Source organism: Agromyces binzhouensis (assembly GCF_042672355.1).
Taxonomy (GTDB): domain Bacteria; phylum Actinomycetota; class Actinomycetes; order Actinomycetales; family Microbacteriaceae; genus Agromyces; species Agromyces binzhouensis.
Genome location: NZ_JBHXVJ010000005.1, coordinates 77,203 through 91,581, shown reverse-complemented (window position 1 = coordinate 91,581; position 14,379 = coordinate 77,203). Strand labels below are relative to the sequence as shown.

Here is a 14,379-nt window from a genome sequence, read left to right as displayed (position 1 = left end):
CGGATGGCCCGGTGCGAGGCCGCGCCATCCGTCGTCGCGGGGTTCAGGACGGGTACTGGCCGCGCTTGACCTGCGGCTTCGGCAGGCGGAGCGGGCGCAGCTGCAGGGCGCGCATCGCCGCGTACCACCGGAAGCGCTCGACCTTCGACGCCCCGAACTTCGCGGCGAGCTTCCGCTGCAGCGTGTACCCGAGGATGATCACGTCGACCACGGAGACCAGGAAGAAGCCCCAGAGGGCGAAGATCCCGATGGTCTGGACCTCGTAGCTCGGGACGAACGTCAGCACGATCACGGCGAACATGACGGGGATGAGGATCTCGCCGATGCTGAATCGCGCGTCGACGTAGTCGCGCACGTAGCGCTTCTGCGGGCCGCGGTCGCGCGCCGGCAGGTACCGCTCGTCGCCGGCTGCCATGCCGAGTCGGGCGCGTTCGCGAGCCTCGGCGGCCTTGGCACGCGCCTGTCGGGCGGCCTCCTTGCGGTCGTTCGGCACGAGCGGGCGCCGGTTCGCGGCCTCGCGCTCGGCACGCGTCGGAGTGGGTGCGCCCTTCCCGACCTTCGGCGTCGCGGGTGCGGCGTCGTCGGGTGCGGAGGCGGGCGTCTCGGTCTTGGGGTGCTTGGCCACGGGGGAGTCCTCGTCGAATCGGTTCCTCTTAAGATTAGCCGCATGAGCCAGACCCGACCCGTTCCTTCTTCCGGCCCGCACCCCGACGCCGACGTCGCCTCGGTGGTGGAACGCCTCCGTGCCGCGGTCGAGGCGGGCTTCCCGTCGACCGTCGCCGATCTCACGGACCTCGTGCGGATCCCCTCGGTGTCGTGGGCGGCCTTCGACCCCGAGCACGTGGCGCGGAGCGCGGACGCGGTGGCGGAACTCGTCCGCGGCCTCGGGATCTTCGAGGTCGTGGACATCCGGCGCGCGCCGATCGGCGACGGCGACGAACTCGGCCAGCCCGCGGTCATCGCGCGTCGGGCCGCCCGGAACGGCCGCCCGACCGTGCTCCTCTACGCGCACCACGACGTCCAGCCGCCCGGACGCGACGAGGACTGGGACTCGACGCCGTTCGAGCCGACGCTCCGCGGCGACCGCCTCTACGGCCGCGGCGCGGCCGACGACAAGGCCGGCGTCATGGCCCACGTCGCCGCGATCCGCGCCCTCGTGGACGTCCTCGGCGACGATCTCGACCTCGGCATCGCGCTCTTCATCGAGGGCGAGGAGGAATTCGGCTCCCGATCCTTCTCCGCCTTCCTCCGCGAGAACCGGGAGCTGCTCGAGGCCGACGCGATCGTCGTCGCCGACTCGAACAACTGGGATGTCGACACTCCCGCGCTCACGGTCGCGCTCCGCGGCAACGTGACCTTCCGGCTGACGGTCTCGACGCTCGCGCACGCCTCGCATTCGGGGATGTTCGGCGGTGCGGTGCCCGACGCGATGCTCGCCGCCATCCGACTCCTCGCGACGCTGCACGACGAGGACGGCGCGGTCGCGGTCGCCGGCCTCACGTCCACCGAGCTCGACACGCCCCCGTACGACGAGGCGCAGCTCCGCGCGGAGACCGGACTCCTCGACGGAGTGACGCCGATCGGGCGGGGCACGATCCTCTCCCGCATCTGGGCGCAGCCCTCGATCACCGTCACGGGCATCGACGCGCCGACCGTGGCCAACGCGTCCAACACCCTCATCCCTCGCGTGGCGGTCCGCGTGAGCGCGCGCATCGCGCCCGGACAGGACGCGGGAGCGGCGCTCGACGCCCTCCGCGCCCACCTGCTCGCGAACGCGCCGTTCGGCGCCCGCGTCGAGATCGACGACGTCGACACGGGCCAGCCGTTCCTCGTCGACACGACGGGCTGGGCCGTCGCCGAGGCCAAGTCGGCGATGGCCGAGGCATGGGGCGTCGACCCCGTCGACATCGGCGTGGGCGGCTCCATCCCCTTCATCGCAGAACTCGTCGAGGAGTTCCCGCGGGCGCAGATCCTGGTCACCGGCGTGGAGGATCCCGACTCCCGCGCACACAGCCCGAACGAGTCGCTGCACCTCGGCGTCTTCCGCCGCGCGGTGCTCGCCGAGGCCGCGCTGCTGGCCCGGCTCCAGGCGCGGGACGGGGAGTGACGACCCCGTCCTCCTGCCGTCTCCGGGCGAACCCGCATCCTGCGCGGGTACAATCGCCGTGACCGTACTTCATCGAGGAGCGATATGAGCGACACGATCACCGACGCCGTCCACGGCGTGAAGCTGAGCGATCCGGCTGCCGACAAGGTGCGCAGCCTCCTGTCGCAGGAGGGTCGCGACGACCTGCGTCTGCGGGTGGCCGTCCAGCCCGGCGGATGCTCCGGCCTGATCTACCAGCTGTACTTCGACGAGCGCCTGCTCGACGGCGACGCGGTCGTGGACTTCGAGGGCGTCGAGGTCGTCGTCGACAAGATGAGCGTCCCGTACCTCGACGGATCGACGATCGACTTCGAGGACACGATCCAGAAGCAGGGCTTCACGATCGACAACCCGAACGCGCAGGACAGCTGCGCCTGCGGCGACTCGTTCCACTGAGCCGCACCGAACCACGCGATGAGGGAGACCGCCACGGCGGTCTCCCTCATCGCGTTTCCGCCCGTCGGACCGGGATTCCGATGCACATCCGGCTGAACGCGCGCTGAGGGTGCACGAGCGAGCCGCCGACTCGGAGTAGGCTATTGCTGATCAATGCGCCTCGCTGAGAGGCGCCTTCGAATCTCCCGAAAGGTCACCGGTGCGCCACAATCGCCGTCTCCGATGGGCTGCTGTTCCGATCGCAGCGACGCTCAGCCTCGTCCTCGCCGGATGCACGCAGGCTCAGCTGAACGGATTCCTCCCCGGCTTCATCGAGGGCGAGGCGCCCGCGACGAACCACACCGAGCGCGTCTCGGGCCTGTGGGTGACGTCGTGGATCGTGCTGCTCGTGGTCGGTGTCGTGACGTGGGGACTGACGATCTGGGCCGTGGTGGCCTACCGCCGTCGCAAGGGTCAGACCGGCCTCCCGGTCCAGCTGCGCTACAACATGCCGATCGAGGTGTTCTACACCGTCGTCCCGCTGATCCTGGTGCTCGGCTTCTTCGCCTTCACCGCCCGTGACCAGCAGGTGATCGAGGCCCGCTTCGCCGAAGACGACGTCGACGTCAAGATCGAGGCGATCGCGAAGCAGTGGGCGTGGGACTTCAACTACGTCAACGAGGACGTCTACACCCCGGGCATCCAGGCCCAGCTCGACGATGAGGGGCCCGCCGGATCGGTCAAGCAGGACGAGCTGCCCACGCTGGTGCTCCCCGTCGGGGCCAACGTGGAGATCGCGCTCGAGTCGCGCGACGTGATCCACTCCTTCTGGGTCGTCGACTTCCTGTACAAGAAGGACATGTTCCCCGGCAAGACCAACTACATGTCCTTCGTCCCCGAGCGCGAGGGCACCTACGCCGGCAAGTGCGCCGAGCTGTGCGGCGAGTACCACTCGCTCATGCTGTTCAACGTCGAGGTGGTCTCACAGGCCGAGTACGACGACTACATCGAGGAACTCCGCGACTCCGGCTACGAGGGCCAGCTCTCGACCGAGTACGACCGGAACCAGAACCTGCCCGGCACGGGCGCGCCCGAACTGATTGAGGAGCACGAAGGCGAATGAGCACCACCACTGCACCGGCTCGCCCTGCGGCGTCGTCGCAGCCGTTCGGCGCCGCCAAGGTCGAGCGCAAGGGGAACGTCCTCGTCAAGTGGATCACGTCCACCGACCACAAGGTCATCGGGTACCTCTACCTGATCACCTCGTTCATCTACTTCTGCATCGGCGGCGTGATGGCACTCATCATCCGCGCGCAGCTCTTCGAGCCCGGCCTCGAGGTCATCCAGACCCGTGAGCAGTACAACCAGCTGTTCACGATGCACGGCACGATCATGCTGCTGATGTTCGCGACCCCGCTGTTCGCGGGCTTCGCGAACGTCCTGATGCCGCTCCAGATCGGCGCCCCCGACGTCGCGTTCCCGCGGCTGAACGCGTTCGCCTACTGGGCGTTCAACTTCGGCTCGCTGATGGCCGTCGCCGGATTCTTCACGCCCCAGGGCGCCGCGTCGTTCGGATGGTTCGCCTATCAACCACTCGCGTCGACGACGTTCTCGCCAGGCGTCGGCGGCAATCTCTGGATGCTGGGCCTCGGCCTCTCGGGCTTCGGCACGATCCTCGGCGCGGTGAACTTCATCACGACGATCGTCACCATGCGTGCGCCCGGCATGACGATGTTCCGAATGCCGATCTTCACGTGGAACACGCTCGTGACCTCGATCCTCGTGCTGATGGCCTTCCCCGTCCTCGCCGCTGCGATCCTCGCGGCCGCCGCGGACCGCGTGTTCAACGCCCACATCTACGACCCCGAGAACGGGGGAGTGATCCTGTGGCAGCACCTGTTCTGGTTCTTCGGCCATCCAGAGGTCTACATCATCGCCCTGCCGTTCTTCGGCATCGTCTCCGAGATCTTCCCGGTGTTCAGCCGGAAGCCGATCTTCGGCTACAAGACACTGATCTACGCGACCATCGCGATCGCGGCGCTCTCGGTCACGGTGTGGGCGCACCACATGTACGTCACCGGATCGGTGCTCCTGCCGTGGTTCGCACTCATGACGATGCTGATCGCCGTGCCGACCGGCGTGAAGATCTTCAACTGGATCGGAACGATGTGGCGCGGATCGATCACCTTCGAGACGCCGCTGATCTGGTCGCTCGGCTTCCTCATCACGTTCGTCTTCGGTGGGCTCACCGGCGTCATCCTGGCGTCGCCGCCGCTCGACTTCCACGTGTCCGACACGTACTTCGTCGTCGCCCACTTCCACTACGTGGTCTTCGGCACCGTCGTCTTCGCGATGTTCGCCGGCTTCTACTTCTGGTGGCCGAAGTGGACCGGCAAGATGCTGAACGAGACGCTCGGCAAGTGGCACTTCTGGCTGCTGTTCATCGGCTTCCACACGACCTTCCTGATCCAGCACTGGCTGGGCGTCGTGGCGATGCCGCGTCGGTACTACTCGTACCTGCCGGAGGACAACATCACCTGGATGAACCAGCTGTCGACCATCGGCGCGTTCATCCTCGCGATCTCCCTCATCCCCTTCTTCCTGAACGTCTACATCACGGCGCGCCGCGCCCCCAAGGTGACCGTGAACGACCCGTGGGGGTACGGCGGATCGCTCGAGTGGGCGACGAGCTGCCCGCCGCCGCGCCACAACTTCACGTCGATCCCGCGGATCCGCTCCGAGCGTCCCGCGTTCGACCTGAACCACCCCGAGGCGGGCATCCCGGTCGGCATCGGACCGGCGAAGGATGCGCCGCACGCCCCCGTCATCGACGCAGAGACCAAGGAAGTCAAGTAGATGCGCGCCAATGTCATCCTGTTCTGGGTTCTGACCGGCTTCTTCGCCCTCTCGGCTGCGGTCTACATCTTCTGGACGGCGATCGACGAACGTGAGCCGGGCGTCGAGTGGGTGGGCCTCGTGGCGATCTCGCTCAGCGGCGTGCTCAGCGCGTTCATCGCGTTCTACCTGGGTCGCGTCCACAAGGAGCAGGGCGGCGAACTCCCCGAGGACCGCCTCGACGCGAACATCGACGACGGCGATGCCGAGCTCGGCTTCTTCAGCCCGTGGAGCTGGTGGCCGATCCTGCTCGCCGGCTCCGCCGCGCTCGCGTTCCTCGGGCTCGCCGTCGGCGTGTGGATCTCCTTCCTCGCGATCGGCCCCGCGCTGGTCAGCCTGGTCGGCTGGGTCTACGAGTACTACCGCGGGAACTTCGCCCGCTGACCGCGCACGGTCTCCACGACGTCCCCGGTGCCGAAGCACCGGGGACGTCGTCGTTCAGGCGCGATGTGCGCTCGCGATGCGCCACCAGCCGGCCCGTGCGACCGAGTCGATCGTGAACCCAGCTCGCCGCAGCGCGTCGTACATCGCGACGGGGGAGTGCACGTAGCCGCGGTACTCCTCGCCCCGCATGCGCATCATGAGATTCGCCATGCCGACGAACGCCCGCGTCACCCACGTGCGCGGCGGGTGACTGAACACGACCGTACGTCGCGCGTGCGCGGCCGAGGCGGCGAGCAGTCGTACGGCGTCGGGGTAGCAGCACACGACCCGGTGCAGGACGACATGATCTGCGACGGGAACGTCTGCGCCGTCGATCGCGAGGTCGATCCCGACGATGCGACGCACGTCGGCCGCACGCCCTGCTTCATCGAGCAGCGCTCGAGCGCGGTCCTCGTATGCGGCCGACAGCTCGAGGTTGGTCGACCGCGTTGCGCCGTGCCCGAGCAGCTCGAGCTGGATCGCGCCGATTCCGCCGCCGACTTCGAGGACCGACGTTCCGGCGACACCGGAGCCTTCGACCTGGTCCGCGACGCGGCGCTCCGCGCGCGTGAGGCCTCGGCGCCGGTACCGACGCTCGAGATCGCCGGCGAATCGCTCATCGAAGACGTCACCGTACCGTGCCTGTCCGCGGCCGCAGCAGTCGTCCATGCGCCCAGTATGCACCTGGACCGGCAGTCGAGCTGGCGGTGTCAGGGGTCGATTCGTTCGAACACGAGGACGTCGACGGAAACCGTCACGGATCGCGCGGCCGGCGCGTCGTCCGCGGATGCGAGCGCCGCGGTGTGATGTGCTGACGGCCCCATGCCGGCGAGGAGCGCTCGGACGTCCGGGCCCGCCTCGACGAGATGCTGGACCCGGTCACTCGCCGCGAGGTCGAACCCGGCCGTGCCCAACTGCGCCGCGACCGCGGCATCCTTCTCCGGCGGGATGTCGAGCAGCAGGCCGTCCGCGCGGAGCTCGCGCAGGTGCCGAGTCGTCGGCACGACCACGATCAGTCGTCCTCCCGGGCGGAGGATCCTCGCGAACTCCGACGGATTCCGTGGCGCGAACACGTCGAGGATGACGTCGACCGCCGCATCGCGGATCGGGAGCGGGCGCCAGACGTCGAGGACCACGCCGGTGGCGGCGGGAACGGCCCGGAGTGCCATCCTGACGGCGTCCGGCGATCGGTCGGCGACCAGGAATGCCGCCTCGGGTACAGCTCGGCTGAGCTGCTCGGAGTAGTAGCCCGTCCCGCAGCCGAGATCGGCGACACGCAGCGATGGGGACGGTCCGCCCGTCTCCTGATCCCCGGTGAGGGTCGCCACGACGGCTTCAGTGATCGGCGTGTAGGCCCCGCTGCCCAGCAGCGCGGCACGTGCGTCGAGCATCGCGCGGTCGTCGCCCACCGTTCGGGGCGCCCTGGGGGGCAGCAGCGTCAGGTACCCGTACTTCGAACGGTCGAAGCGGTGGCCGTTCTCGCACCCGTAGACGCGGTCGGCGACCTCGTCGAGCGCGGAGAAGCAGTTCGGGCACCGGAGCCAGGTCGAATCGATCGACATGGTCCGGTGCCCGAACTCAGGTGATGCGGTGATCAGTGGTGCTCGTGGTGCGCGGCCTCGAGCTCGCCCTTGGTGACCGGCGCGATGCGGTCCTCGAAGAACCAGCGTGACATTCCGGCACGCAGTCGCTGGCCGACGGTGATCTTGCCTCGCGCGTTGGGGCGGATCATCAGCGGTTCGTACGACTCGTAGCTCACGAGCTTCCAGCGGTCGTACTCGTCCAGAGGCTGGTGGACCTCGATGAACTCGCCGCCGGGGAGCTTCACGATGCGCCCGGACTCGTACCCGTGCAGCACGATCTCGCGGTCCTTCTTCTGCAGTGCGATGCAGACGCGCTTCGCGACGAAGTACGCGATGAACGGGCCGACGATGAGGAGCGCCTGGAGGGAGTGGATCACGCCCTCCATCGTCAGCATGAAGTGGGTGGCGATGATGTCGGAGCTCGCGGCCGCCCAGAGCACGGCGTAGAACGTCACGCCGGCCGCGCCGATCGCGGTGCGGGTCGGAGCGTTGCGGGGACGGTCGACGATGTGGTGCTCGCGCTTGTCGCCCGTGACCCACGCCTCGATGAACGGGTAGATCAGCACCGTCGCGATGAACAGACCCAGTCCGACCAGGGGGACGAGGATGTTGAACGACCAGGTGCGGTCGAAGAGCACGAACTCCCAGCCCGGCGGGATGAGGCGCAGCGCGCCGTCCGCGAAGCCGATGTACCAGTCGGGCTGGGTACCGGCGGAGACGGGCGACGGGTCGTACGGACCGTAGTTCCAGATCGGGTTGATCGTGAACAGCGATGCGATGAGCGCGAGCACGCCGAACACCAGGAAGAAGAACCCGCCGGCCTTCGCGGCGTAGATCGGGAGGATGGGCGGGCCGACCGCGTTCTGCTGCGTGCGACCCGGGGCCGCGTACTGCGTGTGCTTGTGCACGACGACGAACATCAGGTGCAGCGCGATGAGCGCGAGCAGGATGACCGGCAGCAGCAGGATGTGCAGTGAGTAGAGACGCCCGACGATGTCGGTGCCCGGGAACTCGCCGCCGAAGAGCAGGAACGAGGTCCAGGTGCCGATGAGCGGGATGCCCTTGATCATGCCGTCGATGATCCGGAGGCCGTTGCCCGAGAGCAGGTCGTCGGGGAGGGAGTACCCTGTGAAGCCCTCACCCATGGCGAGGATGAACATCACGAAGCCGATGACCCAGTTGAGCTCGCGCGGCTTGCGGAACGCACCCGTGAAGAAGATGCGCAGCATGTGCAGGCCGATGGCTGCCACGAACATCAGCGCGGCCCAGTGGTGCATCTGCCGGACGAAGAGTCCGCCGCGGATGTCGAACGAGATGTCGAGCGTGGAGGCCATCGCCACCGACATCTCGACGCCCTTCAGCGGCACGTACGAGCCCTCGTACTCGACCTCGGCCATCGAGGCCTGGAAGAAGAACGTCAGGAACGTGCCGGTGATCAGGATGACGAGGAAGCTGAAGAGCGCGACCTCGCCGAGCAGGAACGACCAGTGGTCGGGGAAGGCCTTTCGGCCGAGCTCCTTGACGAACGTCGAGACGCTCGTGCGCTCATCGATGTAGTTCGAGGCGGCCGCCGTGAAGGTACGACGCTGCGGCGCGCGTGTGGTTGCGGTGCTCAATGACGCTCCCAGAAGCTCGGGCCCACGGGTTCGGTGAAATCGCTCTGCGCGACGAGGTAGCCCTCGTCGTCGACCATGATCGGCAGCTGCGGCAACGGCCGTGCGGCCGGGCCGAAGATGACCTCGCAGTGGTTGGCCACGTCGAACTGCGACTGGTGGCACGGGCAGAGCAGGTGGTGCGTGTGCTGCTCGTAGAGGGCGACGGGACAGCCGACGTGCGTGCAGATCTTCGAGTACGCGACGATTCCGTCATACGACCACGAGGCACGGTCCGGGAGCTCGTTGAGCTCGTCGGGGTTGAGGCGCATGAGCAGCACGGCGGCCTTGGCCTTCTCCTCGAGCCTGCCGTGGTGCATCTCGCTGAGCCCCTCGGGGATCACGTGGAAGGCGCTGCCGATGGTCACGTCGGCGGCCCTGATCGGAACGCCCGACGGGTCGAGCGTGAGCCGGGTGCCGGCCTTCCACATCGTGTGGCTGAGGAGTTCGACCGGGTTCTCGTCCTGAGGCGCGAGACCGCGGAAGAGGACGACAGCGGGCAGCGGGAAGACCAGGAGGGCACCGATGAGGCTGTTCCTGATGGCCGCGCGGCGCGTGAAGCCGGACTCGCGGTCCGCGTCCTGGAACACCTTCACCGCACCCTCGCGGGCGACCACGTTGCCGCCGACCTTGTGGCGCTCGTCGGCGAGCTCGACGTCGGTCATGACGGCCTTTGCCCAGTGCACGGCACCGAAGCCGATGCCGAGCAGTGCGAGGGCCGCACCGAGGCCGATGAACATGTTGTTCAGGCGGACGTCGCCGACGTCGTTGCCCTCCATCGGGAAGAGCATGTACGCCGCGATCGCCCAGATGCTGCCGAGGATCGACAGGTAGAAGAGCGTGTACACCGTGCGCTGCGCACGCTTCTCCTTCTTCGGGTCCTCATCCGTGACGCGCGGACGGTGCGGCGGGAAGCCGGGGTTCTCGAACGCGTCGGACTGGATGAGGGCGGTGCCCGTCTTCACGGCGGGGACGGTCTCGGCGTGCGACGAGTCGGCAGCGGCGAGTTCGGTGCCGCTGTGGTCGTCCTGTGCCATGGTTCTCCTTCTTCGCTTCTTCGGTGCGGGCCCTAGTTGGACTTCGCCGTGATCCACACGGTGATCGCGACGATGGCGCCGAGACCGAAGATCCAGATGAACAGACCCTCCGCGACCGGACCGAGCGAGCCGAGCTCGAAGCCGCCGGGCGAACGGTTGTCCTGCACGTACTGCAGGTAGGTGATGATGTCGCGCTTGTCCTCGGGCGAGATGTTCAGGTCGTTGAACACCGGCATGTTCTGCGGGCCGGTGACCATGGCCTCGTAGATGTGCACGCCCGAGACATCCGTCAGCGGGGGAGCGAACTTGCCCTCGGTGAGCGCGCCGCCGGCGCCGGCCACGTTGTGGCACATCGCGCAGTTGATGCGGAACAGCTCGGCGCCGTTCGCCGCATCGCCGCCGCCGTTGACGAGGCTGTCGGCGGGGATGTCGGGGCCGGGGCCGAGCGACGCGACGAAGTAGGAGAGCTGCTTGACCTGCTCGTCGGTGAACTGCACGGGCTTCTGCTCGGCCTGCGGGCCCTGCATCTGCATCGGCATGCGGCCGGTGCCGACCTGGAAGTCGACCGCCGCGGCGCCGACGCCGATGAGGCTCGGTCCCTCGTTCGTACCCTGGGCTTCGAGGCCGTGGCAGGTGGCGCAGTTGGCCTGGAAGAGCTTGCCACCCTCCTCGATCGTCTCCTGCGACGTGGGGGAGGGCTCAGCCTGTGCGGTCGTGGTGCTGAAGGCGGCGTACGCGCCTCCGGTGAACACGAGGCCGAGCGCGAGCAGCGCGGCGGTGGCGAGCGGATGCCGGCGGCCGGTGCGTCGCTTCGAGCGGTTCATTGATCTCTTCCTGTTCACGGGCATTGCGGGGTCGGCGCTCCTGGGTCGGGCTACTTGAGGACGTAGATGACGAGGAAGAGGCCGATCCAGACCACGTCGACGAAGTGCCAGTAGTACGACACGACGATCGCGCTGGTGGCCTCCTTGTGGCCGAAGTTCTTGACCGCGAAGACCCGGCCGATCACGAGGAGGAAGGCGATGAGGCCGCCCGTGACGTGCAGCGCGTGGAAACCGGTCGTGAGGTAGAACGCCGAGCCGTACGCGTTCGAGTCGAGGGCGATGCCCTCTGCGACGAGCTGGGCGTACTCGAGCGACTGCCCGGCGACGAAGATGGCACCCATCACGTAGGTGACGAAGAACCACTCGACCATGCCCCAGTCGCGCAGCTTCCAGCTCGTGCGGTACGGCTGCATGCGCTCGGCGGCGAAGACGCCGAACTGGCACGTGAACGAGGACGCCACGAGGATGAGCGTGTTGACGAGTGCGAACGGGACGTTCAGCCGGCCGGCTTCGAAGTCCCACAGTTCAGGGGACGTCGAACGCAGCGTGAAGTAGATCGCGAAGAGGCCTGCGAAGAACATGACCTCGCTGCCAAGCCACACGATGGTACCGACCGCGACGGTGTTCGGCCGCTTGATCGCAGGCGCACTCGTCTGAAACGTCATTGAGGTGCTCGTCACGTTCACCATTATGGCTGATCCTCGGACGTGTTTTCGGACGGGGCGGGTCCGGATGTCGGACATCCTCGCCTGCGAGCCGCGGATTCCGCTGGCCGAATGCCGTGAAAACGCCTCGAATCGCGCCGATAGGATCGACTCCATGCCCTCCATGCAGACCTGGCCGGACGTCCTGAACTCGCTGCTCGCCGGCGAGGACCTCAGCGTGTCGGATGCCGCATGGTGCATGGAGCAGGTCATGACGGGCGTCGCGACCGACGCGCAGCTCGCCGCGTTCCTCATCGCGCTCCGCGTGAAGGGGGAGACCGTCGACGAGATCGTCGGCTTCCGCGACGCGATCCTCGAGCACGCCGTGCAGCTCCCGGTCGACTCCATGGCGCTCGACATCGTCGGCACCGGCGGAGACCGCTTCGGCACCGTCAACGTCTCGACGATGGCGTCGGTCGTGTCGGCCGCGGCCGGGGTCCCCGTCGTCAAGCACGGCAACCGGGCTGCGAGCTCGGCGTCCGGGTCCTCCGACGTCCTGGGCGCGCTCGGCATCGACCTCACGCTGCCCGCGCACCGCGTCGCCGAGGTGCTCGACGAGACGGGGATCACGTTCGCGTTCGCCGCGGCGTTCCACCCCGGCTTCAAGCACGCCGGCCCGGTCCGCGCCCAGCTCGGCGTGCCCACGGTGTTCAACTTCCTCGGGCCGCTCTGCAATCCGGCTCGGCCGGAGGCATCCGCCGTCGGCGTCGCCCACCTCGACCGCGTGCCGCTCATCGTGGGCGTCTTCCAGACCCGCGGGGCGACGGCGCTCGTGTTCCGCGGCGACGACGGGCTCGACGAGCTCACGACGACGGGGCACAGCCACATCTGGGAGGTGTCCCGCGGAACCGTGAAGGAGCACGACCTGGACCCGCGCGAGCTCGGCATCCCGCGGGCGAGCATCGACCAGCTGCAGGGCGGAGACGCGCAGCACAATGCCGCGATCGTGCACGAGGTCCTCGGCGGTGCGCGAGGCCCGATCCGGGACATCGTCGTGCTCAACGCGGCGGCGGGGCTCGTCGCCTACGAGCTCGCGAACGATCCGAGCCAGGTCCAGCGGACCATCCTGGAGCGGTTCCACGAGAAGATGGCCGTCGCCGAGGGCGCGATCGACAGCGGGGCGGCCGCGCGGAAGCTCGAGGAGTGGGTCGCCGCCACCCGACGCTAGACGCGAGCGACGGGGCCTCGCCGAAGCGAGACCCCGTCGGTCGATCACATGGCCGTCAGTTGACGTCGTCGTCGACCCAGTCGAAGGTCTTGGTGACGGCCTTCTTCCAGAGCCGCAGCTGGCGCGCCCGCTCGTCGGGGTCCATCTTCGGCTCCCAGCGGTGGTCCTCCTGCCAGTTCGCGCGGAGCTCGTCGAGGTCGGACCAGAAGCCGACCGCGAGTCCGGCGGCGTAGGCGGCGCCGAGTGCGGTCGTCTCGGCGACGACGGGGCGGACGACGGGGACGCCGAGGATGTCGGCCTGGAACTGCATGAGCGTGTTGTTCGCGATCATGCCGCCGTCGACCTTGAGCTCGGTCAGGTCCACGCCCGAGTCCGCGTTGACCGCGTCGAGCACCTCGCGTGTCTGGAACGCGGTGGCCTCGAGGGCGGCCCGCGCGATGTGCCCCTTGTTCACGTAGCGGGTCAGGCCCACGAGCGCGCCGCGGGCGTCGGGACGCCAGTACGGGGCGAAGAGCCCCGAGAACGCCGGCACGAAGTAGGCGCCGCCGTTGTCCTCGACCGACTTGGCCAGTTCCTCGATCTCGGGGGCGCTCGAGATCATCCCGAGGTTGTCGCGCAGCCACTGCACCAGCGACCCGGTGACCGCGATGGCACCCTCGAGCGCGTAGTGCGCCGGCTGGTCGCCGAGCTTGTACCCGAGGGTGGTCAGCAGCCCGTTCTTCGAGTGGACGATCTCGGTGTCGGTGTTGAAGATCAGGAAGTTGCCGGTGCCGTAGGTGTTCTTCGACTCGCCGGCATCGAACGCCGCCTGGCCGAAGGTCGCCGCCTGCTGGTCGCCGAGGATGCCCGCGACCGGGACCTCGCGGAGCAGGCTGGAGGACTCGACCGTGCCGTACACCTCCGAGGAGGAGCGGATCTCCGGCATCATCGAGCCGGGCACGCCGAACGCCTCGAGGATGTCGTCGCGCCAGGACAGCGACTCGAGGTCCATGAACATCGTGCGGCTCGCGTTGGTGACATCCGTCGCGTGCACGCCGCCGTCGACGCCGCCGGTCAGGTTCCAGAGGACCCAGCAGTCCGTGGTGCCGAACATCAGGTCGCCGGCCTCGGCCTTCTCGCGGGCACCCTCGACGTTCTCGAGGATCCACACGATCTTCGTGCCCGAGAAGTAGGTCGCCAGCGGCAGGCCGACGTCCTGCTTGAAACGCTCGACGCCGCCGTCGGCCGCGAGGCGGTCGACGATGGGCTGCGTGCGCGTGTCCTGCCAGACGATCGCGTTGTAGACCGGCTCACCGGTGTTGCGGTCCCAGACCACCGCGGTCTCGCGCTGGTTCGTGATGCCCACCGCGGCGATGTCGTGGCGGGTCAGGTCGGCCTTGCCGAGCGCCTGGCCGATCACCTCCCGCGTGTTCCTCCAGATCTCCATCGGGTCGTGCTCGACCCAGCCCGCCTTCGGGAAGATCTGCTCGTGCTCGAGCTGCCCGCTCGAGACGATCGAACCCTTCTTGTCGAAGATGATCGCTCGCGAACTCGTCGTGCCCTGGTCGATCGCCAGGATGTAGTCAGCCATGT

At 68.2% G+C, this 14,379-nt stretch carries 14 protein-coding genes; 6 read left to right on the top strand and 8 right to left on the bottom strand.

What is annotated here, in order from left to right; translation table 11 throughout:
- Positions 1-43: 43 nt before the first annotated feature.
- Complete coding sequence (locus tag ACFVHK_RS09995) at positions 44-625, bottom strand: DUF3043 domain-containing protein (protein ID WP_129233255.1); 582 nt, start codon at positions 623-625, stop codon at positions 44-46.
- A 42-nt stretch (positions 626-667) separates the two neighbouring features.
- On the opposite strand from ACFVHK_RS09995, the gene ACFVHK_RS09990 reads away from it, so the two are divergent.
- The 5 genes from ACFVHK_RS09990 (at position 668) to ACFVHK_RS09970 (ending at position 5,800) form a co-directional block, all read left to right on the top strand.
- Entirely contained in the window at positions 668-2,107 is a 1,440-nt protein-coding gene (locus tag ACFVHK_RS09990; RefSeq protein ID WP_376928685.1) for a dipeptidase, read from the top strand.
- 84 nt (positions 2,108-2,191) lie between these two features.
- Positions 2,192-2,542 carry an iron-sulfur cluster insertion protein ErpA gene (gene erpA / locus ACFVHK_RS09985; protein WP_376928684.1) on the top strand — a complete coding sequence of 117 codons (351 nt, stop codon included), beginning with the start codon at positions 2,192-2,194 and terminating at the stop codon, positions 2,540-2,542.
- Positions 2,543-2,741: 199 nt separating this feature from the next.
- Entirely contained in the window at positions 2,742-3,644 is a 903-nt protein-coding gene (gene ctaC, locus ACFVHK_RS09980; protein ID WP_129233258.1) for an aa3-type cytochrome oxidase subunit II, read from the top strand.
- On the top strand, positions 3,641-5,377 hold the full coding sequence (gene ctaD, locus ACFVHK_RS09975; protein WP_129233259.1) for an aa3-type cytochrome oxidase subunit I: 1,737 nt from the start codon (positions 3,641-3,643) through the stop codon (positions 5,375-5,377). Before ctaC ends, ctaD begins: the two co-directional genes overlap by 4 nt.
- A complete protein-coding gene (locus ACFVHK_RS09970; RefSeq protein ID WP_129233260.1) occupies positions 5,378-5,800 on the top strand; it encodes a cytochrome c oxidase subunit 4 in 423 nt (140 codons plus the stop codon).
- Positions 5,801-5,854: 54 nt separating this feature from the next.
- On the opposite strand, the gene ACFVHK_RS09965 is transcribed toward ACFVHK_RS09970, so the two are convergent.
- From ACFVHK_RS09965 to ctaE, 6 genes are read right to left on the bottom strand one after another with little or no spacing between them, the layout of a single operon-like run.
- The gene (locus ACFVHK_RS09965; protein ID WP_376928683.1) at positions 5,855-6,508 is read right to left on the bottom strand and encodes an SAM-dependent methyltransferase; all 654 of its coding nucleotides are present in this window, start codon (positions 6,506-6,508) and stop codon (positions 5,855-5,857) included.
- Positions 6,509-6,549: 41 nt separating this feature from the next.
- A complete protein-coding gene (locus ACFVHK_RS09960) occupies positions 6,550-7,401 on the bottom strand; it encodes a methyltransferase domain-containing protein (protein ID WP_376928682.1) in 852 nt (283 codons plus the stop codon).
- A 32-nt stretch (positions 7,402-7,433) separates the two neighbouring features.
- Positions 7,434-9,038, bottom strand: a complete 1,605-nt coding sequence (gene qcrB / locus ACFVHK_RS09955) for a cytochrome bc1 complex cytochrome b subunit (RefSeq protein WP_376928681.1) — start codon at positions 9,036-9,038, stop codon at positions 7,434-7,436.
- Positions 9,035-10,111: a cytochrome bc1 complex Rieske iron-sulfur subunit gene (gene qcrA / locus ACFVHK_RS09950; protein ID WP_376928680.1), complete on the bottom strand. Its 1,077-nt coding sequence runs from the start codon at positions 10,109-10,111 to the stop codon at positions 9,035-9,037. The genes qcrB and qcrA overlap by 4 nt, the downstream gene beginning before the upstream one ends.
- A 32-nt stretch (positions 10,112-10,143) precedes the next feature.
- Positions 10,144-10,935 (bottom strand): cytochrome bc1 complex diheme cytochrome c subunit, encoded by a 792-nt coding sequence (qcrC, locus tag ACFVHK_RS09945; protein WP_376928679.1) that lies wholly within the window; start codon positions 10,933-10,935, stop codon positions 10,144-10,146.
- 50 nt (positions 10,936-10,985) lie between these two features.
- Positions 10,986-11,624 carry an aa3-type cytochrome oxidase subunit III gene (gene ctaE / locus ACFVHK_RS09940; protein ID WP_129233265.1) on the bottom strand — a complete coding sequence of 213 codons (639 nt, stop codon included), beginning with the start codon at positions 11,622-11,624 and terminating at the stop codon, positions 10,986-10,988.
- Between the two features lie 130 nt (positions 11,625-11,754).
- On the opposite strand from ctaE, the gene trpD reads away from it, so the two are divergent.
- Entirely contained in the window at positions 11,755-12,807 is a 1,053-nt protein-coding gene (trpD, locus tag ACFVHK_RS09935; RefSeq protein WP_376928678.1) for an anthranilate phosphoribosyltransferase, read from the top strand.
- Positions 12,808-12,862: 55 nt separating this feature from the next.
- Here trpD and glpK read toward each other — a convergent pair whose 3' ends face one another.
- Entirely contained in the window at positions 12,863-14,377 is a 1,515-nt protein-coding gene (gene glpK / locus ACFVHK_RS09930) for a glycerol kinase GlpK (protein WP_376928677.1), read from the bottom strand.
- Between the last annotated feature and the right edge of the window lie 2 nt (positions 14,378-14,379).

Coding starts and splice junctions, on each gene's coding strand:
- ACFVHK_RS09965 (WP_376928683.1), bottom strand. CDS start 6,508: ATGGACGACTGCTGCGGCCGCGGACAGGCACGGTACGGTGACGTCTTC.
- ACFVHK_RS09960 (WP_376928682.1), bottom strand. CDS start 7,401: ATGTCGATCGATTCGACCTGGCTCCGGTGCCCGAACTGCTTCTCCGCG.
- trpD (WP_376928678.1), top strand. CDS start 11,755: ATGCCCTCCATGCAGACCTGGCCGGACGTCCTGAACTCGCTGCTCGCC.
- ctaD (WP_129233259.1), top strand. CDS start 3,641: ATGAGCACCACCACTGCACCGGCTCGCCCTGCGGCGTCGTCGCAGCCG.
- ACFVHK_RS09990 (WP_376928685.1), top strand. CDS start 668: ATGAGCCAGACCCGACCCGTTCCTTCTTCCGGCCCGCACCCCGACGCC.
- qcrC (WP_376928679.1), bottom strand. CDS start 10,935: ATGAACCGCTCGAAGCGACGCACCGGCCGCCGGCATCCGCTCGCCACC.
- ACFVHK_RS09970 (WP_129233260.1), top strand. CDS start 5,378: ATGCGCGCCAATGTCATCCTGTTCTGGGTTCTGACCGGCTTCTTCGCC.
- ctaE (WP_129233265.1), bottom strand. CDS start 11,624: ATGGTGAACGTGACGAGCACCTCAATGACGTTTCAGACGAGTGCGCCT.
- glpK (WP_376928677.1), bottom strand. CDS start 14,377: ATGGCTGACTACATCCTGGCGATCGACCAGGGCACGACGAGTTCGCGA.
- erpA (WP_376928684.1), top strand. CDS start 2,192: ATGAGCGACACGATCACCGACGCCGTCCACGGCGTGAAGCTGAGCGAT.
- qcrA (WP_376928680.1), bottom strand. CDS start 10,111: ATGGCACAGGACGACCACAGCGGCACCGAACTCGCCGCTGCCGACTCG.